This window comes from Dehalobacterium formicoaceticum (genome assembly GCF_002224645.1).
Lineage (GTDB): Bacteria > Bacillota > Dehalobacteriia > Dehalobacteriales > Dehalobacteriaceae > Dehalobacterium > Dehalobacterium formicoaceticum.
Map to the genome: position 1 here is coordinate 194,935 of NZ_CP022121.1, position 25,860 is coordinate 220,794.

Below are 25,860 nucleotides of genomic sequence, written 5' to 3' on the forward strand. Positions count from 1 at the left end.
AATTCTAAAAAGTATATTATACACCATAGGCATTCAACAAATGAAGAAAAATTTCCTGCTATTTACCCGTTAGCACTAAAACTTCCTCTAGGGTAATGTCACGGTAACCTTGAAAAATCATATTGATCATGGTTTTCTCCGTGATGACACCTAATAATTGCCCCTGATGATTTAATACAAAAACGAGATGATATCGAAATGGGACTAACCTGATCATGATCTTTTCCAAAGTAACCTGGGGGCAAGCTATCAGAATGCTGGCCGGCAAAAAACCATCCTCTTTTATTTCTTTTTCCTTTTGAGTCAGATAGCTCATGAAACTAATAAAAGCCATCTTCTGCTCTTGCTCATTGATATAAAATAAATAAGCAGCGATCACCCACCAATGAAAGTTTGCCCAACTCTGATGCAAGGCCCATGCCCCATAAATAAAAAAAAATGCGGCTCCGATTTGTCCCAGCATAAACACCAGCTTGGCTGTATAAAAATAACCGATGAAACGGGACAAAATCCCGCGCAAAATCCGGCCGCCATCAAAAGGCCACATGGGGATTAAATTAAAACAACCGATGGCCAGGGTTGCCTGCCAAAGAAATACCCAAGTCTCTTCCGGCCTAAAATCAAAATAGAGGAATAGTCCAAAAACACAGGCCAGTAAAAAGTTCACACCAGGACCGGCTAAAGCCAGGGTCAGCTCTTTTTTTAGACCTCCGGCGTAGATATTTTCCATGCGAGCTACCCCTCCCAGGGGAAGCAAGTCAATGGTTTTTACCTGAATCCCCCAATACCTGGCAACCATTACATGTCCCAGCTCATGGGCCATCAAAATGCCAAAAACCATCACCGCCTGCGCTCCAATCCCCAGTAAAAAACACACTATCAAAAGAAGGGGCAGGAGCATCGATGCCCTAATCTGAATGCCGTACAACTGACCTATTTTCATCATTTCCTACAATCAAACGTCAGCTCGGCTGCTGCGCAAATAATCCAAGGGATCTACCGAAGTTCCTTTGAGACGAATCTCAAAATGAATCTCACCCTTACCTGTTTCTCCAATGGAGTCTCCTTGTCTGATTTGTTGATTCGGACTGACCTTGACTCGGGCTAAGTTGCCATAAATACTGGTTAGCTCGGCATTATGCTTGATCGTCACTTGATACCCCTGGTGAATATCACCGGAGATCTCTTCGACAATTCCGGCCGCCCCGGCCTTCACAGGCTGGATCTTTTGACTTTTGATATCGATACCTCCATGCCAGCCGTTTTCTTGATTACCATTATCAGCACTCCAGCCAAAGTTTTGTGTCACAATTCCGGAAACGGGCAAAACCATAGGCTCAAGTAAATCAGCATCCCCCGTGCTAAGGCTGATCACCTCTTGAATCGCCGGTGTCCAATCATTTTCAGAGGATAGGGAAGAAGTGATGATATTTTTTGCCATTCCGCCCAAGGAACTTTCTGAACCTATTAACACCCAAATTAATATAACAACCCACAAGGAAACCACCAGCTGCCAGATCCACTTTTTTCTGATCTTTCTCCCCCAGACAAAAATCCTCTGTGACTTGGAATCCTCTTTTATTTTTAAAGACATTCTTTTCTCCTCCTGGGCATGCAAGTCTTATTTATATATATTGCTCCGGGAAGAAAGATATGAATTTAAATTCCATGTAAATCTCACTGTTACAAATTGATTTCAATATCACTCCTAAAAATTAAAAAAATAACAGGCTTTGCGGATGATTAAATATCAAGCAAAAACCTGTTATCCAGCATCCTGGTATCATAATCTGATCATCAAAAGAGAAGATTCTGCTTATGGAGATTAACGCTTAAAACCAGACCCATGGCGATCATATTGCTTAACATACCGCTTCCACCGTATGTTAAAAAGGGCAGAGGAATTCCTGTTACAGGCATAATACCCATGGTCATCCCTGTATTGATCAGGATCTGAAAGACCAGCATAGAAGCCACCCCGGTGACAATCAGAGAGCCAAATAAATCCCTGGCATCTTTGGCAATATAAATCATGCGCCATAAAAGTATTAAATATAAACCTAAAACACCGATACCCCCTAAAAACCCCAACTCCTCACCAATGGTGGAAAAAACGAAATCCGTATGATGTTCCGGCAAAAAATCTCCTTGCACCTGGGATCCCTGCTGATACCCTTTTCCCCAAAAGCCTCCGGAGCCAATGGCAACTTTGGATTGAATCACATGGTATCCGGCTCCTAAAGGATCCATATCCGGATTAATAAAAATTACAAGCCGTAAAAGCTGGTAGGGCTTAAAGGGCAAGGGTATCGGCAGATCCTCCGGTACCTTTTGAAAGCCATCCGTAGAAATAAATAAGATACCAAAAATAATCAGAACGAAAAGGAGAATAACCAGCAAAATAATCATGATAATTCTGGGGTTAGCTCCTCCAACCCAAAGCATGCCCAAAAGAATAGCCAGAAACACCAGGGAGGTCCCCAAATCTGGCTGTTTCAGGATTAATAGTAAGGGAATCCCAACGTAAACTAAGCAAGGTATCAGATCCCAGATAGTTTCCAAACCGCCCTGTCTTTTGACAAGAAAAGCAGCAAAACTGATAATAATCGCAACTTTGGCCAGTTCTGATGGCTGCAGGTCAAAAAACCCTAAATCAATCCATCTTTGAGCACCCTTGGACTCATAACCTAAGACAAAAACGGCAAGTAACAAGGCGATATTGACCAGATAAATATAATTGCCAAAGCGTGCCAAATAAGAATAATCAAAGGACGCGACAAAAAACATCAGAAGCAATCCCACCACAGCCCATAAAACCTGTCTTTTAACAAAATAGTAAGGATCGTCGAATACGTTGGCAGATGCACTGCGCAAAATCACTAAACTAACCAAGATGATAGCTAAAAGACTCCCCATAAAAATCCAGTCAATGTTCTTAAGAAATCGCGTGTTAAACATAAATATTCAATATCCCCTAAAGTATCTCTTTATTTTATTATAAGCCCCTTATGAATTCGCCACAAGAGACAGCGTAAAAAAAATAGGGTTCGAATCCTCGAACCCGGAAACTATTATGATATTTGCCGCCTCATGCCTAAAATAGGTATATTAGCCACTAACGCGATGGAATCATCATCTGTGGTACTTAAGGAAACATCCAAGGCAGTCTGGTCTATCTCCAAATATTTATTGATCACATCGATCAAATCTTCTTTCAATTGTTCCATGATCTCAGGAGAAACATTCGACCGATCATGCACTAAGACCAAACGCAAACGATCTTTTGCTATATTCTTACTGTTTCCGTTTTCTTTACTAAAGAACCGGCCAAGAAAATCACCAAAACTCATCATCTATACCCCCTTTAAGATCTGGTCACAAATCTTTTTAATTTTTCAAACCAACCCACATTCGGCTCTAAATTGAGCAAAGGAACTTCCTCTCCCAGGATGCGTTTGGTAATGTTACGAAAAGCTTCGCCGGAGAGAGAGGTATTATCCAAAACAACAGGCTCTCCCCGATTCGTGGAAACGACAATAGCCTCATCGTCCGGTACAATCCCTAAAATATCTACGGCCAAAATGTCGATCATATCCTCAATGCTCATCATATCGCCTTTTTTTACCATCTGGGGTCTGATCCGATTCACCACCAACTTCGGGTCGTTCAGACCTGCTGCCTCTAATAGACCGATAATCCGGTCTGCATCCCGAACAGCAGATATCTCAGGGGTGGTAACCACAATTGCTTTATCTGCCCCGGCAATGGCATTTTTAAAACCTTGTTCTATACCGGCAGGACAATCTATCACTACAAAATCAAATTCTTGCTTCAGATCAGCGCTTAGCTTAATCATTTGCTCTTCCGAAACTGCCGTTTTATCTTTCGTTTGCGCAGCCGGCAGTAAAAAGAGACCTTCGAATCTTTTATCTTTAATTAAAGCCTGTTTTAAACGACAATTTCCCCGCACCACATCCACGATATCATAAACAATCCGATTTTCCAAACCCAAAACTACATCTAAATTTCTTAATCCGATATCGGTATCCACCATTACTACCTTTTTCCCTAATAACGCCAAGCCTGTTCCGATATTGGCAGTGGCTGTGGTTTTGCCAACACCACCTTTACCGGAAGTTATGACCAATACTTCTCCCATAAATATACTCCTCTCCGATGTTTAACTGCACTTCTATTATCCAGGTTAAATTTTATCAATAATGATTCTTCCTTTATCAATCCTGGCTGTCACCAGATGCTCCGAATCAAGCCTGTTCTCATCAGTTCTCTGAAAAATAATGCTCCCGATTCTTAGCTGGATGGGATTGATGTGGAAGGCAGTAATTGTTGCTGCCTGATTACCGGAAGCTCCGGCATGGACTACACCACGCACCGTTCCAGCAACCATGACATGCCCTCCGGCAATAATTTCTGCTCCGGGGTTGATATCTCCTAAAACCACCACATTACCGGAGTGCCTAATGCTTTGGCCGGATCTCAATGTTTTTTGGACTAACAGCGTATCTTCTCCCACTACTCCATCAAACACTTCTTGTTCCATGTCATTCCTCCTGCCGCCATAACGCTCCTTCTCTAACATAATCTAATTTCTACACTATCCCATACAATCCTCCCCCATGGTAAAAAAAGCTGCGTTTTCGCCTCTACTCCATACTTGAGGGAAGGGTATCGGGAATCGGTTGTCTTTTTAGTTTAAAATATTCTTCAAAGACTGCCTTCGCGACTAAACCGGCAGAGGATCCGCCATGGTATCCATATTCCATCAATCCAGCAAAGGCAACCTCAGGATCATCGTAAGGGGCAAAGGCAACAAAAACACCATGATAATCCTTACTATTATCATCTCCCGGCAGTCCTGTCTGGGCAGTGCCTGTTTTTGCCGCTACCCCAATGGAAGAAGGAAAATCCTTAAAAAGGGAGTAAGCAGTACCTCCCGGTTCCGTAACAGCACGCATGGCCTTTTTAATTTCATCAATCATTTGATCTGTGGCATCAACCTTGCCTGCCACTGTAGGTTGAAATTCTGTCAACACGGTTTCACCATCAGATGAAATAATCTTATCTACCAAATAAGGCTTCATCCTGGTCCCCCCATTGGCAATGGTAGCCACGTAATTTGCTAATTGCAAAGGCGTGTACAAATTGTAGCCCTGTCCCATGGACATAAAATAGGTATCATATATCCGCCAGGTAGATTCCCATCCCGTGAAGGATGCTTCTTTCCATTCCTTACTGGGCAACAATCCTGTTGCCTCTCCCGGGAGTTCAATACCCGTTAATTGGCCCAACCCTAATTCTTGTCCTGTTTTGTGCAGCTGATCAATGCCAATACGTTGACCCATCTCCTGAAAATAAGTATTACAGGATACGGCCATGGCTCGGTAAAGGTTCACATTCCCATGGGTTCCCGTGCACCTGGCCCGAGGCTTTGCCCAGTTGGATGGTCCGCAATAGACAGTATCCAAAGGGGAAATCTTACCGGAAGCTAAAGCAGCCAGTCCGGTCATCGGCTTAAAAGTGGATCCCGGAGGATAGGTGCCGGCGATGGCCCGGTTAAAAGTAGGCTTCAATTTTTCATCCCAATAATAGGAAACCTTGTCCGGAGATAAGCCATTGGCAAAATCATTAGGATTCAAATAAGGAGCACTGGCCATGGCTAAGATGGCACCGGTTTTTACATCGATTAAAACCCCAGCCCCGGCTTTCGCTTTTGGCCTTTGTTTCTGAAGTCTAAGCAGGGTTTCTTCTATTGAGGTTTCCATCACTGACTGGAGCTTGGCATCGATGGTGAGCATCAATGAATTTCCCGGTATCGGGTCCTTATGAGACCAGGTACTCACAGGCTGGTGTTTGGCATTCACTTCCACCTGATCCGCTCCATGCTTCCCCCTTAAACCGATTTCTTTATTTCCTTGCTCAAAACGTTCAAATGTTTTCTCCAGACCGGTCTTACCTATCCAGTCATTCCTGCCATAGTTATATTCCTCCAGGGTTTCTAATTCTTCCTGATTGATCAAACCTACCGTTCCGATAATATGACCTGCTAATTCACCTTGAGGATAATAGCGCATGGGCTCTTCTCTGATGACCACTCCCGGCAGATCTTCCCGTTTTTCTTCAATTCTGGACACCATTTGAATCCCTTCATCGTATGGCAGCCGTTTAATAACCACCGGTTCATACCGCCTGCTTTGATCTTCCAAGGACTGGAGAATAGATTCCTGGGTTATTTCCGGATCTTGTAAAATTTCCGCCATCAAAGCTGCCACAGATTCCTTCTCCTCAATTTCTCCACCGGTTAATGAAATGGTAAATACCGGTTTACTGGTGGCCAGGACCTCTTTATTACGATCATATATATTGCCGCGCCGCGCCGCGATCGAGGTAATACGAAATTTATTTTTATCGGATAAATGAGCGTAGGCATCGGCCTGGACAACTTGTAATTGAAAAAGTCTTAGTCCTAAAACAATGAAGATAACCACGATCACACCAAAGAAAATATTTAATTTTTTAACGTTTTCCCTATCCTTCAAAAGATTGCCTCCCTTACCCAATAAACAGTCACTCAGATCTTTGAACGATTCTGCTTAAACCGTTTACTTGTATAAATCTTATAAAAAGGCACATAGGCAAATAAGGCTATAATACCCTGATATACGGCCAAGGGGAAAATCCGATGCCAGATATTTTCTCCCCATGGAATATTCATGCCGATGATATTGCCAAAAAAAATAAACAAAAGTTCATGGAGGATGGTCCCGACAATCAAAGTAACCACCGGAATCAAATAGTTTTCCTTAAAAATCTTCGGTTCCAGCAAACCAACCAAAAATCCCGTGATCATTTTGACAATGATAGAGAGACCAAGATATTTTCCTGTCACCAGATCTTCTACCAAACCTACCGCAAAGCCGGCCTTTAACCCTGCCTTAGGCCCTTCCATCAAAGCCACAAACAGTACTAAGATTAACAGCAGATCCGGTTTGATTCCTCCGGTAAAAAGGTTTAAACTAGTTTGAAGCACAATACTCACCAGAATCGCAATAATAAAAACGAAAACCCTCACGGTATATCTACCCCATTTATCGGTTTTGTTAAAACCAGAACCTCCTCCAAATGCTCAAAATCAACAAAGGGCTTGACCTGAGCTTGCTTCATCAGGCCATTAGGCTCCACCATGATTTCCGTAATAAACCCGATACGTAATCCGGCCGGGAAAACCCCGCCCAAGCCGGAAGTCAATACAATCTGATTTTCCCGCACCTCTGCATCATGGGGAAGATGAACCATTCTCAAGTATCCTTCTGAGCCCGTTCCTTCAATAATGCCCGAGGTCCTGGATATTTGCACCAAGGCCCCTACCGCACCCTCTCGATCCGGCAGGAGCAGTACCTCTGCTGAATTTTGAGATAGAGCAATGATTCTCCCTACCAAGCCATCATAATTAATGACAACCATATCTTTTTTCAAACCATCGCCGCTTCCCCGATCAATAAGGATGGAATGATACCAATTATTCAGATCACGTCCAATCACATTAGCCGCAATCATCTGCCATTGCTGTGCCATGCCTTCCTTCATTACCAAAAGCTTCTTTAGGCGCACATTCTCTAATTGTTCATCTTTTAGGAGATCATTTTCCTGCCTTAAAGCAGCTACTTCTTCTTGAAGACCATCCCGTTCCTTTACCAAAGCACCATATCCGGTAAAATATCCGGTTATCCCCCCAATCTTATTAAAAACCGTTGTAGCCCCGCTTTCCAACGGGGCTAAAATGTCGCGCAGCCAAACTTCCACGAAAGTTAGGTTATCTCTCTCCAATCCCGTATGATATGCAAAGCTCAATAGGATCGCTATCACAATTATTAGAACCAGCCATTTGCCCTTTTTCCAGATCTTGGGCAAAACCATCACGTCCTTTATCTCCGATTCTTCGGTGAAATCAATACCCGGCGCAATACGTTAATATTTTCCAGAACCTTGCCGCTGCCCATTACAACCGCCCAATGAGGTTCTTCTGCGATATGCACCGGCATCCCTGTTTCCAAAGATACCAAACGATCCAGGCCATGGAGCAAAGAACCTCCGCCAGCCAGCATAATGCCCCGATCCATAATGTCTGCGGCTAATTCCGGAGGAGCCTGTTCCAAACAGACTTTAATGGCATCAAGAATACTGGCTACCGGTTCTGCCAAAGCACTGTGCACCTCTCCGGCAGAAATCGTGATTGTCTTTGGTAGTCCGCTCACTAAATCTCTGCCCCGCACATCAAATATTTTACCACGGGTGAGATCATCTTCCAAGTAGGCAGAACCAATTTCCATCTTTATTTCTTCGGCCGTACGTTCGCCGATCGCTAAATTATAATTGCGTTTAACGTGATGGACGATCGCCTCATCCATTTCATCTCCTGCCACCCGAATGGATTTAACAGCGACGATGCCGCCCAAAGAGATAATGGCAATCTCTGTCGTCCCCCCGCCAATATCTACAATCATACTTCCCGTTGGTTCAGACACAGGCAGACCGGCGCCGATGGCCGCTGCCATCGGTTCTTCAATTAAATAGGCCTCCTTGGCCCCGGCAGATAGGGCTGCTTCCCGCACGGCTCTTTCTTCCACTGCAGTAACGCCGGAAGGCACAGATATGACAACCCGGGGGCGGATTAACGGGCTTTTCGATTTCAATGCTTTTAAAATAAAATATTTCAGCATACTCTGGGTAACATCAAAATTTGCAATGACACCATCCCGCATGGGACGGATCGCAATGATATTTCCCGGTGTACGTCCAATCATCTTTTTTGCTTCCTCACCTACAGCCAATACCTGTCCACTGTCTCTTTGAATCGCTACCACAGATGGCTCATTTAGAATAACCCCTTTACCTTTTACATGAACTAAGGTATTCGCAGTTCCCAAATCTATTCCTACATCTCTTGCAAAAAGCATTCATCTCACATCCTATTATGCTTATTTAATGATATTATAATAAATTAATCTGAAACTTCGCCAGAACTTTGCTTAATCTTTGTAAGGGCAAACCGACAACATTAAAATAATCTCCTTCAATTTTTTCCACCAGCAAGGCACCCTTCCCTTGAATTCCATATCCTGCGGCTTTATCAAAGGATTCGCCCCATTTGACATAAGACCGCACTTCATTCTTTGATAAAACCCTAAAAGTAACATGGGTTTCTTCAGCATCCGCAATCCAGATTCCCTCCGGCTGCTCCAGCACAGCAAAGCCTGTAATAACACGATGGGTGTGCCCGCTTAAAGAGGAAATCATCTCCACAGCCTGGTTAAAATCTTTCGGTTTCCCATAAATTCTTTCGTTCAGGGCTACCACGGTATCAGCACCAATAATAACCCCATCTAACACTTTATTCGCCGCCGCCTGTGTTTTTCTTAGGGCCAAATGCTGAGCCAATGCTTTAGCCGACAAATTTCCCTCTTGGCTTTCATCAATTTCACTAAAAATAATTTTCGGATGAATCCCCACCTGTTCCAGTAGCTGAAGACGTCGGGGGGAAGCAGAAGCGAGAAAAATATCTTTCCTGAATATCATATCATCCTCCTATTTTAGGGAATATTTTTATATTCCAATAAAACTGACAATTATATAGAAAAACGCCTTTGCGATTAATCAAAGACGTTTTCCTCAGGCAACCTTATATACTCAACTTAAAGGTAAGAACCTCCAGATTGACGGCTAAATCAACATTCCTTAACTCCACATCATCGGGCACGCTGAGCGCCCGGGGCGCAAAATTAAGGATCGCTTTGATTCCGTATTTAACCATGAGGTTGACAATTTCTTGAGCAAAGCTGCTCGGAACGGCAACAATACCCATTTTAACTTCGTATTCTTCGATTACCTGTTCTAATTTTTCCATGGGCAGGATGGTAATTTCACCCACCATTTGCCCCTGTTTCTTGATATCGTTATCAAAAACACCTGCGATTCTGAAACCCCGTTCGTTAAAGCCCCGATATAAACACAGGGCTGTCCCTAAGTTACCCGCTCCAATTAAAATGATGGGCCACTCATTATTCAATCCTAAGATCTTCAGGATATGATGATGTAAATCCTTGACATTATAGCCTACTCCCCTGGTACCGAATTCCCCAAAGTAAGCTAAATCCTTACGGACTTGCGCAGAACTTACGCCTACTCCCTCCGCAATTTCCCCGGAAGAAGTGGTCACAATGCCCATCTGATCCAAGTGAGCTAAATGACGGGAATAAACAGATAACCTCATAATCGAAGCTTCAGGAATCTTTTGAATTTTCAATAGGTTACCCTCCTGGCTTCATAAAAAATTGATCTTTATTTTTCAAATATTGATTCCAAACTCGCCTAACTATGTTTTTTTCTACAGGAAATGAAAAATTCCTCTATTTTATTTGTTCAGATGCTAATTTAATTTACTTCCAAATCTGGCAAAAGCAAATGCGCTCTGGCTTCCGACACCATATAAATCGATCCGGTGATGACAAGCATTTCCTCCTCACCCGTTAAAGCTAAAGCTTTATCCACAGCTTGGCCGATATTTTCTTCCACTTCTATCTTGTCCACATAATCCTTCAGGAATTCAGCTACCTGCCTCCAAGATCCTGCCCGAGGATTATTAGGTTTAGTGACGACGACTTTATCTGCCAGAGGAGCAATTTCCGAGACCACCTTTTCTCTTTCCTTATCTGCCAGCATTCCTAATAACAACACCTTCTTTTTCTCCGGCCAATATTCTTTTAACGCTTGAACCAATACTTTGATGCCATGATGATTATGGGCAGCATCAATAACCACCAATGGTTTTTGCCGTACTGTTTCCAAACGGCAAGGCCAACTTGCCCGAGCCAAGCCTTCTCGGATGGCAGGCTCACCGACTCCTAACTTTACTGCCGCCGCCACCGCCAAGGAGGCATTTTTCAGCTGATGCACTCCCCGCAGGGTAATTTTCAAATTGCTGTAAGTTTTTCCTTGGACCATACAATGAAAGCCTTGACCTTCTTCGGAATGGGAAAGGGCTTCCACTGAAAAATCCTGTCCATATTCCCAAAGGGGCGCTTGTTCCAGCTCTGCCTTTTCTCTTATAATTCTGAGCACAGCGGGGTGATCCGCCGCTGTAATTACGTCCCGACCTTTCTTAATAATACCGGCTTTTACAGCGGAAATTTCTTCTAGTGTATTACCCAAGTAGTCCATATGATCCATCGCTACATTGGTAATGATGGAGATGCTGGGCATAATCACATTTGTGGAATCGATCGTGCCGCCTAAGCCCACCTCCATAATCGCCATATCCACTTCTTCTTGGGCAAAATGGAGCAGAGCCAAGGCCGTACTTACTTCAAATTCTGTCGGATGCTCCAATCCCTCCTGAACCATCTGATCTAGATGAACCCGCAATTCCGTGATCAGTCGGGCAATATCTTTTTCCCCGATTTCCACTCCGTTAATTCTGATTCTCTCTGTATATGAATGGATGTGGGGAGAGGTAAATAACCCCACACGCATCCCTGATTGCTGTAAAACAGAAGCTAACATGGCGCAGGTGGACCCTTTTCCATTGGTGCCTCCCACATGAATAAAACTTACCTTTTTTTCCGGATTGCCTAAACGCGTGAGCAAATTCTGAATACGGCCTAATCCCAAATTAATGCCAAAGGTCGTCAGATTCTTTAGGTAATCCATTGCTTCCAGATATTCCATACTTTGCTCCCTTCCTTTTTGCCCCTTAAGCAGCTGCTGCTAACAATCCTGTTGCTTACCGCCTTAACTGGGCTAAGCGCTCTAGCAGGGCTTGTTTTTTTGATTGATACTGATCTGCCTTTGCCTTTTCCTTAGCCACCACTTCAGCAGGTGCCTTGGATAAAAAGCCTTGATTGTTCAGCTTGCCGTTCAAACGGGCCAGCTCTTTTTCCATATTAGCTGTTTCCTTCTCCAGTCGGGCAATTTCTTTATCAAAATCAATTAAGTCTTTAAGAGGAAGGAATATCTGGACATCCTGCACCACAGAGGTGGCAGCTTGTTCCGGTTTTTCTGTATCCAGATCAAAAAACTCGATCTTTTCCCCCTGACACAGGCCCAAAATATAATCCTGGCCGGTTCTTAAAATGTCCTCGCTCTTTTTTCCTGCCAGCAGGATCATATTAATTTTCTTGCCTAAAGGAACATTCATCTCGGCCCTGATATTACGAATGGAGCGGACTACATCCATAATCAGGTCCATCTCTTCCCGTTCTTCAGGGAAAGAAACCATCTGATCCCCCTGGGGCCAAGATGATCGCATCACAGAACCTTCCCCTTCGGGAAGATGATGATAAATTTCTTCTGTGATAAAGGGCATAAAGGGATGCAGGAGCTGCATGATGCCACCCAAAACCTGGGTTAAAACAGACTGGGCAGTATGCTTTTCCGTACCGATTTCTTTATAAAGTCTCAACTTAGCTAATTCAATATACCAATCACAAAACTCATTCCAGATGAAATCATACAAGGTACGTGCAGCTTCACCTAATTCATATTTTTCTAAATAGCGAGTTACCTCCAATGATGTGCTGCGGTATCGTTCCAAAATCCATTTATCGGCCAGATTAAGATTAACCGCTGCCGCTCCCGGTTGATAATCCGTCAAATTCATTAAAACAAAACGGGAGGCGTTCCAAATCTTATTGGCAAAATTGCGCGCTGCTTCCAATCTCTCTTCTTGAAAACGCAAATCGTTACCCGGTGTATTCCCGGTAATCAACATAAATCTCAAAGTATCCGCCCCATATTGATCAATAATTCCCAAGGGATCGATCCCGTTACCCAGAGATTTACTCATCTTGCGCCCTAAGGAATCAAGAACCAAGCCATGGATAAAGACCTCCTTAAAAGGCTCCTCTTTCATAAATTCCAAGCCCATAAAAATCATGCGCGCTACCCAGAAAAAGATAATATCTCTGCCTGTAACCAAAACACTGGTGGGGTAAAAATAAGATAAATCCTCGGTTTTTTCCGGCCAGCCCAAGGTCGAGAACGGCCAAAGAGCGGAACTAAACCAGGTATCCAACACATCCGGATCCTGCTCCAATTTGCTGCTGCCACACTTGGGGCAAGAGGAAGGATGATCTTTCCCGCAGATTTCCTTGCCGCAATCCTGACAATACCAAACAGGGATGCGATGTCCCCACCAAAGCTGGCGGGAAATACACCAATCCCGAATATTTTCCAACCAGCCCAGATAGATTTTAGTAAATCTTTCGGGAACAAAGCGAATCTTTCCATCAATAACTGCTTGAATGGCCGGTTCCGCAAGAGGTTTCATTTTTACAAACCATTGGGGTGATATTAAAGGTTCAATTACCGTATCACAACGATAACACTCGCCCACAGCATGGGGGTGTTCCTCGATTTTTGTAAGAAATCCGGCTTCCTCAAGGTCTGCCACAATCTCCTCTCGGCATTGATAACGATCCATCCCTTGATACCTGCCGGCTTCCATACTCATTTTCGCTTCTTTGTCAATGACCGTGATTTGAGGCAGATGATGACGCAAGCCCATATCAAAGTCATTGGGATCATGGGCGGGAGTAATTTTAACAGCCCCGGTGCCAAAAGAAAGATCTACATACTCATCGGCAATGATGGGGATTTCCCGATTGACAAGGGGCAGAATCACTGTGCGACCCACTAAGTCCCGGTATCTTTCATCCTCAGGATTGACAGCTACAGCCGTATCCCCTAACATGGTTTCCGGCCGGGTGGTGGCGATAGGAATAAAAGAGTCACTATCCTTAATAGGATAATTGATATAATAGAGTTTTCCTTCCTTTTCCCGGTGCTCAACCTCAATATCAGAAATTGTGGTCTGGCACTTGGGACACCAATTAATGATATAACTACCCCGATAGATCAATCCTTTTTCGTATAATTTAACAAATACCTCCTGGACGGCCCGGGAGCAGCCTTCATCCATCGTGAACCTTTCCCGTTCCCAATCACAGGAAGATCCTAATAAGCGTAATTGTTTCGTAATCCGATCATGGTATTCGTCTTTCCACTCCCAAACCTTTTCTAAAAAGGCTTCACGTCCCAAATCATATTTGCTCACACCATCTTTGGCCAGGTTTTCCTCCACCTTGGCCTGAGTAGCAATTCCGGCATGATCGGTACCGGGAAGCCACAAGGTACTAAAACCTTGCATGCGCCTCCAACGGGTTAGAATATCCTGGAGGGTATTATCCAAAGCATGACCCATATGCAGCTGCCCGGTCACATTGGGCGGGGGCATCACGATGGAAAAAGGCTTTTTGGTATGATCTACCTCATCATGAAAAAAATGATTTTCCTCCCAAAACCGGTACCATTTATCTTCCACCAGCTTGGGATCATAAGTTGTCGAAATATTTTTCATTTCCGGCACTAAGTTTCCGCCTCCTTTAATTAGAAAAACCCTCTCATCCATAAGGACGAAAGGGCTGCTTTCGTGGTACCACCTTAATTTGTCAACCGAATTTTGACGGTTTACTTCTCCATTGCTTTAACGGGCACACCCGGACAGATCTAAAATAAATTCCATTCAATCTATCAATTCTGGGACGACCTTCCCGGAACCCTTTAATAAAAGTCTTGCAGCCAAGGACTCTTCTCTCTGGTAATAAAGGAACACCGGTACTCCTTCCCTTCTTAACTGATTGCCATATTTACTTGTTACTATACTACCTAATTAAAAACCAACTGTCAACATTTTCGTTAATTTTCTCTTTGAAGCAAGTTTTTTAGTCCGGCGAAATCAGCTTAAAATGAATACTAATCAGGTTTTGAGCAATAGTATACAATCTCTATTTTGCCTTTCCCCCCTGTCCCCTTGTCCCTCTAAAGTAATTGCTCAATTCTCTGGAGCAGTTTTTCTTTTCCTTCCCCAGTTTGAGCAGAAAAAATAACGATCTCCTCCTCGGTAACACCTAATGTCTCCTTGATCACCTTTACATTTTTAGACCTTTGATTTTTGCTGATCTTATCAGCTTTTGTCGCCACCACAATGCAGGGATAATTTTTATAATTCAACCACTGCATCATCTGCTGATCCTGCTCCGAAGGTGGATGCCTAAGATCCACCAGCTGCCAGATTTCTTTCAAGACGGTTCTTTGTTCCAAATAGGTGTTAATCATCCGGCCCCACTCTTCTCGGGCATCATGGGAAACCCGAGCAAACCCATAACCGGGCAAATCCACAAAATACCAAGCATCATTAATTTTATAAAAATTAATGGTTTGTGTCTTTCCCGGTTGGGAACTGGTTCGTGCCAGACTTCGCCGGTTGATCAAAGTATTAATCAGAGAGGATTTACCCACATTGGACCTCCCTGCCAAGGCGATTTCCGGCACGTTTGCCTCAGGATATTGATCCGGTTTCACTGCACTTAATACATATTCAGATTTTTTGATCTTAAGCATCGGGATCATTTTCCTGTTCTTGATTTGATGCCAAGGGAGCCTCCCGTTCCAGTAAGGCAATGGGCAGCACCTCTTCCATCGTTTCCACCAGCACAAATTTCAGCTTGCGGCTGACATTGGCCGGGATATCTTCCAAATCCTTTTTATTATCTTGGGGCAAGATGATGGTTTTGCAGCCGGCCCGATGGGCAGCCAGCACCTTTTCTTTAATACCTCCTACAGGCAATACGCGTCCGCGCAACGTGATTTCTCCGGTCATGGCAATGTCCTGGCGAACCTTACGCTTGCTTAATTCCGAAGCGATGGCAGTCGCCATGGTCACACCTGCGGAAGGGCCATCCTTGGGGATCGCTCCTTCCGGAACATGGACATGAACATCAGTGTTTTCATAAAAATCGTCCGGAATACCCAGTTCCTTAGCAATGGAGCGAATATAGGTATACCCGGCTTGAGCCGACTCCTTCATCACATCCCCCAATTGTCCCGTCAGAGCAAGGCGGCCTTTCCCCGGATGAGACTGCACTTCCACCGTTAAGACCTCACCGCCGACTTCTGTCCAAGCAAGCCCGGTGACCACGCCAATCTGATCTTCTTTTTCCGCCAAACCAAAACGGTATTTAGGACTGCCCAAATATTGACTGATGTTTTGGGCGGTAATTTTCGCTTCCTCAGTCTTTTTAGCCACAATATCCCGAGCAACCTTACGGCATAGGGTAGCAACGGTTCGCTCTAAGCTGCGTACGCCGGCCTCCCGGGTATATTCCCGGATAATAGAGCGGATGGCATTTTCTGAAACGGAGATTTGTTTATCATTTAAACCATGCTCTTTAATCTGCTTCGGCAAGAGATATTTTGTCGCAATATTTAATTTTTCTTCTTCCGTATAACCGGAAATGCGGATAATTTCCATCCGGTCCAGCAAAGGACGGGGAATATTGTATTCTACGTTGGCTGTGGTAATAAACATCACCTTGGAAAGATCAAAGGGAGCCTCGATATAGTGATCACTGAAGGTGGCATTCTGCTCCGGATCCAATACTTCCAGAAGGGCAGATGTTGGATCACCTCGAAAGTCCGCGCCCATCTTATCAATTTCGTCCAGCAAAAAAACCGGGTTGTTGGAACCGGCAATTTTTATATTCTGGATAATACGGCCCGGCATGGACCCCACATAGGTACGGCGATGACCGCGAATTTCCGCTTCGTCCCGTACGCCTCCTAAAGACATCCGGGTAAACTTTCGCTCCAATGCCCGGGCAATAGATTTGGCCAAGGATGTTTTTCCTGTGCCGGGAGGGCCTACAAAGCAAAGAATAGGTCCCTTCATTTTTTTGGCTAATTGACGGATAGAAAGGTATTCGATAATTCTTTCCTTTACCTTCGTCAAGCCATAATGATCTTCATTAAGGATTTCTTCTGCCACATTAATATCCAAACGATCCTTCGTCTCTTTATTCCAGGGAAGGTCTAAAAGCCAGTCTAGGTAGTTGCGCACCACCATGGCTTCAGCAACCATAGGCGGCATTTTCTCCAGCCGATCCAATTCACGCAAGGCTCTTTCATTGATTTCCTTAGGGAATTTGGCCTTCTTGATGCGCTCTCTTAATTCATCTACTTCGGCAACCCGGTCTTCTTTTTCGCCCAATTCCTTCTGAATTGCCTTAAGCTGTTCACGAAGATAATATTCTTTTTGGGTCTTTTCCATCTGTTTACGAACCCGTAAATTGATCTTCCGTTCCAGTTCCAGGATTTCCATTTCTTTGGCCAAAATAGTGCCTAAATCCTCCAACCTTTTTTTAACGGAAATTGCCTCTAAAATGCTTTGCCGATCGGAAAGCTTGAGATTTAAGTGGGAGGCTACAACATCAGCCAATCGACCCGGTTCTTCAATAGTGATCACGGATATGACCGTTTCCGGTGTCACCTTTTTGCTCATTTTCACATATTGTTCAAATTGATTCACTAAATTGCGCATTAAGGCTTCCGCTTCCGGATCACCTTTTAGCAATTCGTCCTCTTCCTTTTTCACCGCTACCTTCAGATAAGGATCATGGGAAAGATATTTCTCCACCTTTCCCCGGTAAAGGCCTTCCACCAAAACACGGACTGTCCCCCCGGGTAGTTTGAGCAGCTGTTTAATTTCAGCTACCGTTCCGATCTCATGAATATCATTTTCTTCAGGTTCATCTGTATGGGCTTCTTTTTGCATCGCCAGAAATATTTCTCTTTTATCCAGCATTGCCTCATCGATGGCATTGATGGATTTCTCCCGTCCCACATCCAAATGAACAATCATATATGGAAAAACCAGGACGCCCCGTAAGGGCAGCATCGGCATTTCACTAATTAATCCTGTTTCATTTCCCAAAAAAGTTCACCCCCGTATGATTAGTCATAAAGAATATTTACCATATTCTACTCTATAAACTGATTTCCTGCAAATATTGTTTGAAAGTCCCGGAATTTAAATCTTCTATTCCAGGCGAAGAAACTCGTTTTTTATCTCCTTTATTTTTCACCAAAGCCAAAGTTAAAATCTCAGCAATATTTTCCACTGCAATGACTTGAAAATTACCCCCATTTTGAAAGGATTGCTGCCAGTTATCTTTCGGGATCAAAACTTTTTTGACCCCCGCCTGGCGAGCAGCTTCCACCTTGGCCACAACTCCTCCTACGGGTTTAACGAATCCCCGAATAGAGACCTCACCTGTCATGGCCACTTCATTATTTACCGGGATCCCTGTGATAGCAGAGTATATGGCCGTTCCAATAGCAACACCTGCTGATGGCCCATCAATGGGTATGCCCCCGGGGAAATTAACATGAATGTCAAAATTCTTCGGTTCTACTTGCAGGTTGTTTTTTAATACGGTCAGGACATTTTCCACTGACCCTTTTACTAAACTTTTCCGGCGCATTTTCTTGCCGCCGCCGCTTCCTACTTCTTCTTCATCTACTACCCCCGTAACGATAATTTGACCTTGGCCTTGCTCCGCCGGATGAACGGTTGCTTCCAGCTCCAAGAGCATCCCCAGATTAGGTCCGGCTACAGCTAAACCATTGACACAGCCTACCAGAGGTTTAAAGGGTATTTTAGTTTCCGGTCGGGGCGTATGCTGGCCGTTATAGACCACCCATTCAATATCTTGCTTGGTAACATCTTTTCTCCCTTCGGTAAGGGCAAAACCTGCGGCAATCTGCACAATATTCACCGCCTCCCGTCCATTAGCGGCATATTTGGCAACCACACTGACGGCTGATGCATCCATCTGCAAACCAATTTTCCCCACAGCATTTTCCGTAATGATCCTAATCTCATCCGGTAATAGCGGGCGAAAAAAAATTTCCAAACATCGGGAGCGAATCGCAGGAGGGATTTCCTCAGGCATGCGTGTAGTCGCAGCTACCAGACGAAAATCTGCCGGTAAGCCATTTTGAAAGATATCATGAATGTGAGATGGGATATGGTTATCTTCCGAACTATAATAAGCACTCTCTAACATCACCTTACGATCTTCAAGTACCTTTAATAGTTTATTAATCTGCATGGAGTGAAGTTCCCCGATTTCATCAATAAATAGAATTCCCCCGTGGGCTTTGGTCACCGCACCTTGTTTTGGCTGAGGAATCCCTGCCATGCCCATGGCTCCTGCCCCTTGATAAATAGGGTCATGCACGGAACCGATTAAAGGATCAGCAATGCCTCTTTCATCAAACCGAGCTGTCGCCCCATCCAATTCCACGAACTTGGCATCCTCTGCAAAGGGTGAATCGGCACATTTTTTTGCTTCGTCCAGAACCAACCGGGCAGCCGCTGTTTTCCCAATCCCAGGGGGTCCGTAAATGATAATATGTTGGGGATTAGGCCCGCATAAAGCAGCACGCAGAGCTTTTAATCCATTCTCCTGACCGACGATTTCTGTAAAGTGTGCCGGTCGGGTCTTTTCTGTCAAGGGCATCGTTAAAGAAATGCCCCGCAGTTTTTTTAATTTCTCCATTTCCTTCCTTGATTCCTGTTCCAGAGCCACTTTGTTTCCTTGCTGACCTTTAAGCAGATTCCAAAAGTAAAGTCCGATTACAATAATGAAAAAAATCTGCACAAATCCCAGAATTTGATTCAAGATTAACACCCCTTTTCCATGTCTTAGCTTATTATTGACATGGGAAAGAAAAAATACCCATGATCATGGGTATTTTTTAACTAATTTCTGTTATTATGCAGAAGCTTCCTTTTGCTTCACGTCCTCTTTGGTTAATAAAAGTGGTTTTTCTTTTTTCTCTGCCACTTCTTTGGTAATCAAGCATCTAACCACGTCTTTTCTGGAAGGGATATCATACATAACTTCCAGCATCATATCCTCGATAATGGAGCGCAATCCCCGGGCACCGGTATTTCTCTTGATGGCTTCCTGGGCAATAAAACTAAGTGCTTCTTCCTTAAACTCTAATTCAACTCCATCCATCTCGAAAAGCTTTTGATATTGCTTGACCAGAGCATTCTTCGGCTCGGTCAAAATGCGTATTAAAGCAGTTTCATCCAAAGCATCCAAGGTCACGATAATAGGCATCCTCCCTACGAACTCGGGAATTAGGCCATATCTTAAAAGATCCTCAGGTAAAATTTGTGCCAGAATCTCACCAATCTTTTTATCCTGTTTGCCTTCGATTTCCGCACCAAAACCTAAGGTTTTCGAACCGGATCTGTTCTGGATAATCTTATCAATGCCATCAAAAGCACCTCCACAAATAAACAAAATATTTGTGGTATCCAATTGAATAAATTCCTGATGAGGATGCTTTCGCCCGCCTTGAGGGGGGACACTGGCAACAGTGCCTTCCAGTATTTTCAGCAGAGCCTGTTGTACCCCTTCCCCGGATACGTCTCGCGTTATGGAAGGATTTTCTGACTTGCGGGCAATCTTGTCAATTTCATCAATATAGACAATACCCTTCTCAGCTTTTTCCACATCGTAGTCAGCAGCCTGGATCAATTTTAACAGGATATTTTCCACATCTTCTCCTACATATCCAGCTTCTGTAAGAGAGGTGGCATCAGCAATGGCAAAAGGTACATTAAGCACCCGTGCCAAGGTTTGAGCCAATAGAGTTTTTCCGCTTCCCGTTGGTCCCAACATCACGATATTACTCTTCTGCAATTCCACATCATCAATCTTATTGCCCAAATTGATGCGCTTATAATGATTATATACAGCAACAGATAAAGATTTCTTTGCCTTCTCCTGACCAATAACATATTGATCCAAAATATTCATAATTTCATGGGGTTTGGGGATTTCCCCCATGTCAATGTTGAGATCTTCACCCAGTTCTTCTTCAATGATTTCATTACATAACTCGATACATTCATCACAGATGTATACGCCGGGTCCTGCGACTAATTTCTTAACCTGGTCCTGAAGCTTCCCACAAAAAGAACATTTCAGTTGTCCACGTTCATCCGTATATTTATACATAATCCACCTCGCTATGCCTATTTCTTACCTACAGGCTCTCTTTTTGAAATCACTTCATCAATCAGCCCATACTCTTTGGCCTCGATGGGATTCATAAAGAAATCCCGGTCTGTATCCTTAGTTATCTTTTCCAAAGGCTGTCCGGTTCTCTCTGCTAATATCTTATTTAATTCGTCGCGAATGCGCAAGATCCTCTTGGCATGAATTTCAATATCAACTGCCTGCCCTTGGGTACCTCCTAAGGGCTGATGGATCATAATTTCGCTGTTAGGAAGGGCAAATCTCTTCCCCTTGGCACCGGCGGCTAAGAGAAAAGCTCCCATACTGGCTGCCATCCCGATGCAAATAGTGGAAACATCCGGTCGCACCAAATGCATGGTATCATAGATAGCCATCCCGGCAGTAATAGATCCACCCGGGCTATTAATATAGAGATGAATGTCTTTATCCGGATCTTCCGCTTCTAAAAATAACATTTGGGCAATGATTAAGTTTGCAACATAATCATCGACCTGACTCCCTAAAAATATGATGCGGTCTTTTAGTAATCGGGAATAAATATCATAAGCTCGCTCTCCCCGATTGGTCTGTTCAACAACCATTGGCACCAATGTACTCATTTTTTCCACCTCTCCTTGCTTTTAAACAATATGATTTTTATAGATTTTTATACCCACAATAAAAGTAATTTATGCAATCTCATTCTGCTCAACCAAATAATTAGCTGTCTTCGTCATGGTCATACCTAGCTTCAGCATATCCATTTGTCCGGTAGCAACCAAGGTTGATTTTATCGCATCAATGGGCTGATTATACTGTTTGGAAAACTTATCCAATTCCTGATTCAATTCTTCTTCAAGAACCTCAATGTTATCCTGTTTCGCAATTTGTTCTAAAACCAGATCGGTCTTTACCGCCCTTTCCGCCTGGGGACGATATTGTTCGCCCAATTGCTCAATGCTGGTATTGGTAAACTGGCAATATTGTTCTAGCTGCAAACCTTGTCTGCCAAGATTTTCATTTAATTCATTCAGCATGCTTTGAATCTTTTGATCAATCATCACCGGGGGAATTTCTACGCTGGCTGCTTCAACAACTTTGTTTAAAATTTCATTCTTAGCCTCATCTTCTGCTCTCTTTGCTGCACTTTCTTCCATTTTTGTTTGAATGTCTTTTTTAAGTTCATCTAAGGTTTCAAATTCGCTGACATCTTTGGCGAATTCATCATCAATCGGTGCTACTTCTTTTCGTTTAATACCTTTAATCTCTACTTTAAATAATGCTTCTTTACCAGCCAACTCTTCACTATGATACTCTTCCGGGAAGGTTACGTTCACATCACGGCTTTCATTAATTTTAGCACCAATCAACTGTTCCTCAAAGCCGGGAATAAAAGAACCTGACCCAATCCCCAAGTTATGGTTTTCTGAGGTGCCCCCTTCAAATTGAACGCCATCCACAAAACCCTGGTAAGAAATAGTGGCCATATCGTCATTTTGGATTGTATCTTCTTCCCCAAGTTCCGATAGTTTAGCATATCTTTGCTGCAATCTTTCCAGCTCTTTATTAACATCATCCTCAGTAACGGGATAGCTGGCTTTTTCTACTTTAATGCCTTTATATTCCCCTAACTCCACTTCCGGCTTAACATCAACCTTAACCTTAAAGGTAAAAGGCTTATTATCGTCTAATTCTACAATCTCAACATTAGGCCTGTCAATAGGTTCAATCCCGGTTTCCTGCACGGCGGCAGCATAATTGGGGAAAATCATAATTTCTGCAGCTTCTTCCAGCAAAGCACCTTTTCCAACATATCTTTCTAAAACAGATAGGGGTGCTTTACCTTTTCTAAATCCAGGAATATTAACCTTTTTTACTAATTTTTTATGAGCTTGCTGAATTGCTTTCGCCACTTCTTCTTGATCGACCTCAATTTCCAAGCTCATTGTATTTTTTTCTATTTTCTCAGATTGATTAACCTTCATATATGATCCTCCTTATTATCTACCTATCTTCATTTAATATTTCCCATCGGTTATTAATTTTAAACAAAGATCTTCTTTTTCTTATTTTACTTCTTCAATTTGCAAGTTACAACTATTTTCCTCCTAAAATACAATAAGAATAATAATTTTTATTGTAATAAAAGAGATGAATACGGATAGTAAAAAGCCCCCATTTTGGGGGTCTTCAAAATATTTGGAGCGGGCGAAGGGATTCGAACCCTCGACTTCAACCTTGGCAAGGTTGCACTCTACCACTGAGTTACGCCCGCATAACAATACTTATAAATTCTGAAAGCACAAGTTTGAATGGTGCGGGAGAAGGGACTTGAACCCCCACGGTTGCCCGCCAGATCCTAAGTCTGGTGCGTCTGCCAATTCCGCCACTCCCGCATAAAATCAACTGTCGCAAGGTGTATAATAACATAAGTCATTATCTTCGTCAAGAAAATAAATGGTTTTTTTGAGAATTTATCAAGGGTAAATGTCAAAAAAATAATAATATAAAAAGCCTGGCCATCAAACTATGTTTGACGACTAGGCTTTTTATGAAATCTGCAAGGATGAGATATGATCGTTAAGCATAATATAAGATACCGGTTAATACAAAACTAAATACGGAGATGAATATCGAAATGAACAATCCGGCAAAAATAGGTTTTAATCCTGTATCTTTCAATTTACTAAAATCAGAACCTAAGCCTAAGCCTACCATGGCAATGGTTAAAAGAAAATTATCAAAGGAGATTAGGGATGCAACCGTTTCCTGAGGAATCAAAGAAAAAGAATTGATGAGCACAACACCGCAAAAACCGAAGACAAACCAAGGGAAGGTTCCTTTATGAAAGAAGCTGCCGTCACTTTTTCTTTTCATGTCCTGAAACCCCAATATAAAAATCGTTGGAATCACTAAGAGTACCCGAGATAGTTTTACCACCGTCGCATATTCCCCAACTTGATCCCCGGCAGCAAAACCTGCCGCTACCACCTGAGCCACCTCATGAATGGAAGAACCCGCCCAGACAGCGTAGAAAATATCCGGTAGTTGTAATACGTTATAAATCACAGGATATAAAAACATGGCCAAGGTACCAAATATAGTCACAGTAGCGACGGAAAAGGTAATATCCTGATCTTTTGCTTCAATAACCGGCGCCACTGCAGCAATGGCAGAAGCTCCACAGATGGAGGATCCTGCACCAATAAGCAGAGTCAAGCCCCGATCGATATCCATTCTTTTGCCCAGCCAACCGGCAAATAATAAAGTTCCTCCCGTAACCAAAGCCACTAACAGGAGTCCCCTCCCGCCAATTTGACCGATATCACCAATGCTTAATTTAAAGCCTAATAAAATCACGGCAAAACGCAAAACTCTCTTAAAGGCATATTGAATTCCTGGTTCAAAAGAAGCTGGGACATGTAAAAAGTTCTTTATAATCATTCCAATCACAATGGCAATTATCAATGAATTAACATGGAGTTGGCTGAAGATACTCATTTTAGGTACCAGTATAGATAGGAAAGCCAATAAAGAAGAGAATAATAATCCCGGGATGATTTTTTGATTGATCATAGGGAACTCATCACCTTTCTTTTTTTTCCATTCTACCAGCACCAGGGTGATAAGTAAACTATTGTTTTTATTTGTTATTGATAATAATCCTCTTATTAATATTTAATAATCCCAAGCCTCTCAAGTGGAGGATTCTCCTTGACCACAAACAATAAAAAAACCCTTGAGATAAAAACCCCAAAAGTTTTGCTTAAAATGCCTTTATAAAAATAAACGATTTTTCTGAAGTGTTCAAATGAATGATAGTGAGGATTCTTACTGTGAGTTAATAATTTCAGACAAGATTCTAAAAATGACAATGACCCCAGCCGGAATTGAAAGAAATGCCAGAATTGATCTTTCCTTGTCTTGAATGATTGACATCGTGCCCCTGAAAAAACCCACCAATCCTATAGCTGCGATGCCGATACTGGGAATGAGTATAATATTCCTGGTCTCTAAATAAAACAAAATAAAAAATATGACACTCAGAAAAGCGGACCAGAAGCCCATACCGCTTGTCGGCCATATGGTGATTTTCATATTCTCTCCTTTTATTTATATTTTTATCGCGTAGTCAGTCATCAAAATAATTCTATCTGGCAAATATAACATATTGCACTGCCGAATTTACTCCAAACGATTGAAAATTTTCTTGTATCTTTAGTGCCAAATCATGCATCTCAGTGAAATTTTCAGCTTTGCTGCATTCATTGGCTTTGTCCAGGGCCTTTTCCGCCCGTTTTTTTAGGGAGTCATTGAGAAGATCTATCTCAGCATCATCAAAAGCATCAATTATTTCTAACCCGGCCTTAGAAACCATATCGTTTATTTCCTCATGGGTATAGGTCAGGTGGTGATAGTTTCCTTGATAGGTATCTATTAAGCAATCCAAACGGTGAATCAGGGCATGAGTTAATGAAGCCCCTGTCTGTCCGTCGGCGGGCATTTCACTAATTAAAATACATCCGTCATCTTTCTTGAGCCTGCGCATTTCATTGAAAAGAGCGGTCATATCTTCGATGTGATGCAAGGAATTTGATAAACAGACCAAATCAAAACTCTGATCCTCAAAGTCAGTATGACAGCCATCCATGACCTGAAATCTTATCCGGTCATTTTCTCCAAATTTCGCCTTTGCCTTGGCAAATCCTTTTTCTGAAATATCGATACCAATCATCTCATCATACCCTTTTAAACCTTGGCTTAATCTATGGATAAATGCTCCGTCCCGCGTTGCAATATCAAGGATTTTAACGCAGCTCATCTCAGATAGTTTTTCATGTAATTTTCTCATCAGATTACCTCCGCCGACCACACATTAAATTGATGATTCATCAAGTGTCTGTCATAGTAT

The 25,860-nt window shown here is 42.9% G+C and carries 23 protein-coding genes, 2 tRNA genes and 1 other annotated feature; all 25 genes read right to left on the bottom strand.

Annotation, left to right across the window (positions count from 1 at the left end; genetic code table 11):
- Positions 1-58 precede the first annotated feature (58 nt).
- Entirely contained in the window at positions 59-946 is an 888-nt protein-coding gene (locus tag CEQ75_RS01000) for a site-2 protease family protein (RefSeq protein ID WP_157677243.1), read from the bottom strand.
- A gap of 9 nt (positions 947-955) precedes the next feature.
- Positions 956-1,594 carry a M23 family metallopeptidase gene (locus tag CEQ75_RS01005; protein WP_089608690.1) on the bottom strand — a complete coding sequence of 213 codons (639 nt, stop codon included), beginning with the start codon at positions 1,592-1,594 and terminating at the stop codon, positions 956-958.
- 203 nt (positions 1,595-1,797) lie between these two features.
- Entirely contained in the window at positions 1,798-2,958 is a 1,161-nt protein-coding gene (gene rodA / locus CEQ75_RS01010) for a rod shape-determining protein RodA (RefSeq protein ID WP_089608691.1), read from the bottom strand.
- A 113-nt stretch (positions 2,959-3,071) separates the two neighbouring features.
- Positions 3,072-3,353, bottom strand: coding sequence for a cell division topological specificity factor MinE (gene minE, locus CEQ75_RS01015; protein WP_242965344.1), 282 nt, complete (start codon positions 3,351-3,353; stop codon positions 3,072-3,074).
- An 11-nt stretch (positions 3,354-3,364) separates the two neighbouring features.
- Positions 3,365-4,159, bottom strand: a complete 795-nt coding sequence (gene minD / locus CEQ75_RS01020; RefSeq protein ID WP_089608693.1) for a septum site-determining protein MinD — start codon at positions 4,157-4,159, stop codon at positions 3,365-3,367.
- 45 nt (positions 4,160-4,204) lie between these two features.
- On the bottom strand, positions 4,205-4,561 hold the full coding sequence (locus CEQ75_RS01025; RefSeq protein WP_157677245.1) for a septum site-determining protein MinC: 357 nt from the start codon (positions 4,559-4,561) through the stop codon (positions 4,205-4,207).
- A 103-nt stretch (positions 4,562-4,664) separates the two neighbouring features.
- Complete coding sequence (mrdA, locus tag CEQ75_RS01030; protein ID WP_242965345.1) at positions 4,665-6,557, bottom strand: penicillin-binding protein 2; 1,893 nt, start codon at positions 6,555-6,557, stop codon at positions 4,665-4,667.
- A gap of 32 nt (positions 6,558-6,589) precedes the next feature.
- Complete coding sequence (gene mreD, locus CEQ75_RS01035; protein ID WP_089608695.1) at positions 6,590-7,090, bottom strand: rod shape-determining protein MreD; 501 nt, start codon at positions 7,088-7,090, stop codon at positions 6,590-6,592.
- A complete protein-coding gene (mreC, locus tag CEQ75_RS01040) occupies positions 7,087-7,935 on the bottom strand; it encodes a rod shape-determining protein MreC (protein WP_242965435.1) in 849 nt (282 codons plus the stop codon). The genes mreD and mreC overlap by 4 nt, the downstream gene beginning before the upstream one ends.
- 8 nt (positions 7,936-7,943) lie before the next feature.
- Positions 7,944-8,975 carry a rod shape-determining protein gene (locus tag CEQ75_RS01045; protein WP_089608697.1) on the bottom strand — a complete coding sequence of 344 codons (1,032 nt, stop codon included), beginning with the start codon at positions 8,973-8,975 and terminating at the stop codon, positions 7,944-7,946.
- Positions 8,976-9,009: 34 nt separating this feature from the next.
- On the bottom strand, positions 9,010-9,594 hold the full coding sequence (locus tag CEQ75_RS01050; RefSeq protein ID WP_089608698.1) for a Maf family protein: 585 nt from the start codon (positions 9,592-9,594) through the stop codon (positions 9,010-9,012).
- A 103-nt stretch (positions 9,595-9,697) separates the two neighbouring features.
- Positions 9,698-10,321 carry a redox-sensing transcriptional repressor Rex gene (locus tag CEQ75_RS01055; RefSeq protein ID WP_089608699.1) on the bottom strand — a complete coding sequence of 208 codons (624 nt, stop codon included), beginning with the start codon at positions 10,319-10,321 and terminating at the stop codon, positions 9,698-9,700.
- A 128-nt stretch (positions 10,322-10,449) separates the two neighbouring features.
- Entirely contained in the window at positions 10,450-11,742 is a 1,293-nt protein-coding gene (locus CEQ75_RS01060; RefSeq protein ID WP_089608700.1) for a bifunctional folylpolyglutamate synthase/dihydrofolate synthase, read from the bottom strand.
- A 55-nt stretch (positions 11,743-11,797) separates the two neighbouring features.
- On the bottom strand, positions 11,798-14,440 hold the full coding sequence (locus CEQ75_RS01065) for a valine--tRNA ligase (protein ID WP_420838519.1): 2,643 nt from the start codon (positions 14,438-14,440) through the stop codon (positions 11,798-11,800).
- Between the two features lie 39 nt (positions 14,441-14,479).
- Positions 14,480-14,714: a binding site (T-box leader), on the bottom strand.
- 178 nt (positions 14,715-14,892) lie between these two features.
- Positions 14,893-15,474 carry a ribosome biogenesis GTP-binding protein YihA/YsxC gene (yihA, locus tag CEQ75_RS01070; RefSeq protein WP_089612457.1) on the bottom strand — a complete coding sequence of 194 codons (582 nt, stop codon included), beginning with the start codon at positions 15,472-15,474 and terminating at the stop codon, positions 14,893-14,895.
- The gene (lon, locus tag CEQ75_RS01075; RefSeq protein WP_089612458.1) at positions 15,467-17,812 is read right to left on the bottom strand and encodes an endopeptidase La; all 2,346 of its coding nucleotides are present in this window, start codon (positions 17,810-17,812) and stop codon (positions 15,467-15,469) included. The genes yihA and lon overlap by 8 nt, the downstream gene beginning before the upstream one ends.
- An 82-nt stretch (positions 17,813-17,894) precedes the next feature.
- Positions 17,895-19,604 carry an ATP-dependent protease LonB gene (gene lonB / locus CEQ75_RS01080; protein ID WP_089608701.1) on the bottom strand — a complete coding sequence of 570 codons (1,710 nt, stop codon included), beginning with the start codon at positions 19,602-19,604 and terminating at the stop codon, positions 17,895-17,897.
- Positions 19,605-19,688: 84 nt separating this feature from the next.
- The gene (gene clpX, locus CEQ75_RS01085; RefSeq protein WP_089608702.1) at positions 19,689-20,948 is read right to left on the bottom strand and encodes an ATP-dependent Clp protease ATP-binding subunit ClpX; all 1,260 of its coding nucleotides are present in this window, start codon (positions 20,946-20,948) and stop codon (positions 19,689-19,691) included.
- Positions 20,949-20,965: 17 nt separating this feature from the next.
- Complete coding sequence (gene clpP / locus CEQ75_RS01090; protein WP_089608703.1) at positions 20,966-21,568, bottom strand: ATP-dependent Clp endopeptidase proteolytic subunit ClpP; 603 nt, start codon at positions 21,566-21,568, stop codon at positions 20,966-20,968.
- Between the two features lie 69 nt (positions 21,569-21,637).
- Positions 21,638-22,933, bottom strand: a complete 1,296-nt coding sequence (tig, locus tag CEQ75_RS01095; protein ID WP_089608704.1) for a trigger factor — start codon at positions 22,931-22,933, stop codon at positions 21,638-21,640.
- A gap of 215 nt (positions 22,934-23,148) precedes the next feature.
- Positions 23,149-23,223 (bottom strand) — tRNA-Gly (locus CEQ75_RS01100).
- Positions 23,224-23,261: 38 nt separating this feature from the next.
- Positions 23,262-23,344 (bottom strand) — tRNA-Leu (locus CEQ75_RS01105).
- A gap of 184 nt (positions 23,345-23,528) precedes the next feature.
- A complete protein-coding gene (locus tag CEQ75_RS01110) occupies positions 23,529-24,524 on the bottom strand; it encodes a YeiH family protein (protein WP_089608705.1) in 996 nt (331 codons plus the stop codon).
- 255 nt (positions 24,525-24,779) lie between these two features.
- Complete coding sequence (locus CEQ75_RS01115; RefSeq protein ID WP_089608706.1) at positions 24,780-25,046, bottom strand: hypothetical protein; 267 nt, start codon at positions 25,044-25,046, stop codon at positions 24,780-24,782.
- A gap of 52 nt (positions 25,047-25,098) precedes the next feature.
- Positions 25,099-25,800, bottom strand: a complete 702-nt coding sequence (locus CEQ75_RS01120) for a class I SAM-dependent methyltransferase (protein WP_089608707.1) — start codon at positions 25,798-25,800, stop codon at positions 25,099-25,101.
- Positions 25,801-25,860: the final 60 nt, after the last annotated feature.

Bases quoted from the DNA above. Each gene is read 5' to 3' on its own strand.
- CEQ75_RS01005 (WP_089608690.1), bottom strand. From the start codon at position 1,594: ATGTCTTTAAAAATAAAAGAGGATTCCAAGTCACAGAGGATTTTTGTC.
- minE (WP_242965344.1), bottom strand. From the start codon at position 3,353: ATGATGAGTTTTGGTGATTTTCTTGGCCGGTTCTTTAGTAAAGAAAAC.
- lon (WP_089612458.1), bottom strand. From the start codon at position 17,812: ATGCCGATGCTGCCCTTACGGGGCGTCCTGGTTTTTCCATATATGATT.
- CEQ75_RS01045 (WP_089608697.1), bottom strand. From the start codon at position 8,975: ATGCTTTTTGCAAGAGATGTAGGAATAGATTTGGGAACTGCGAATACC.
- yihA (WP_089612457.1), bottom strand. From the start codon at position 15,474: ATGCTTAAGATCAAAAAATCTGAATATGTATTAAGTGCAGTGAAACCG.
- CEQ75_RS01115 (WP_089608706.1), bottom strand. From the start codon at position 25,046: ATGAAAATCACCATATGGCCGACAAGCGGTATGGGCTTCTGGTCCGCT.
- mreC (WP_242965435.1), bottom strand. From the start codon at position 7,935: ATGGTTTTGCCCAAGATCTGGAAAAAGGGCAAATGGCTGGTTCTAATA.
- clpX (WP_089608702.1), bottom strand. From the start codon at position 20,948: ATGTATAAATATACGGATGAACGTGGACAACTGAAATGTTCTTTTTGT.
- CEQ75_RS01025 (WP_157677245.1), bottom strand. From the start codon at position 4,561: ATGGAACAAGAAGTGTTTGATGGAGTAGTGGGAGAAGATACGCTGTTA.
- CEQ75_RS01000 (WP_157677243.1), bottom strand. From the start codon at position 946: ATGATGAAAATAGGTCAGTTGTACGGCATTCAGATTAGGGCATCGATG.
- CEQ75_RS01120 (WP_089608707.1), bottom strand. From the start codon at position 25,800: ATGAGAAAATTACATGAAAAACTATCTGAGATGAGCTGCGTTAAAATC.
- tig (WP_089608704.1), bottom strand. From the start codon at position 22,933: ATGAAGGTTAATCAATCTGAGAAAATAGAAAAAAATACAATGAGCTTG.
- minD (WP_089608693.1), bottom strand. From the start codon at position 4,159: ATGGGAGAAGTATTGGTCATAACTTCCGGTAAAGGTGGTGTTGGCAAA.
- CEQ75_RS01060 (WP_089608700.1), bottom strand. From the start codon at position 11,742: ATGGAATATCTGGAAGCAATGGATTACCTAAAGAATCTGACGACCTTT.
- CEQ75_RS01050 (WP_089608698.1), bottom strand. From the start codon at position 9,594: ATGATATTCAGGAAAGATATTTTTCTCGCTTCTGCTTCCCCCCGACGT.
- CEQ75_RS01110 (WP_089608705.1), bottom strand. From the start codon at position 24,524: ATGATCAATCAAAAAATCATCCCGGGATTATTATTCTCTTCTTTATTG.
- clpP (WP_089608703.1), bottom strand. From the start codon at position 21,568: ATGAGTACATTGGTGCCAATGGTTGTTGAACAGACCAATCGGGGAGAG.
- rodA (WP_089608691.1), bottom strand. From the start codon at position 2,958: ATGTTTAACACGCGATTTCTTAAGAACATTGACTGGATTTTTATGGGG.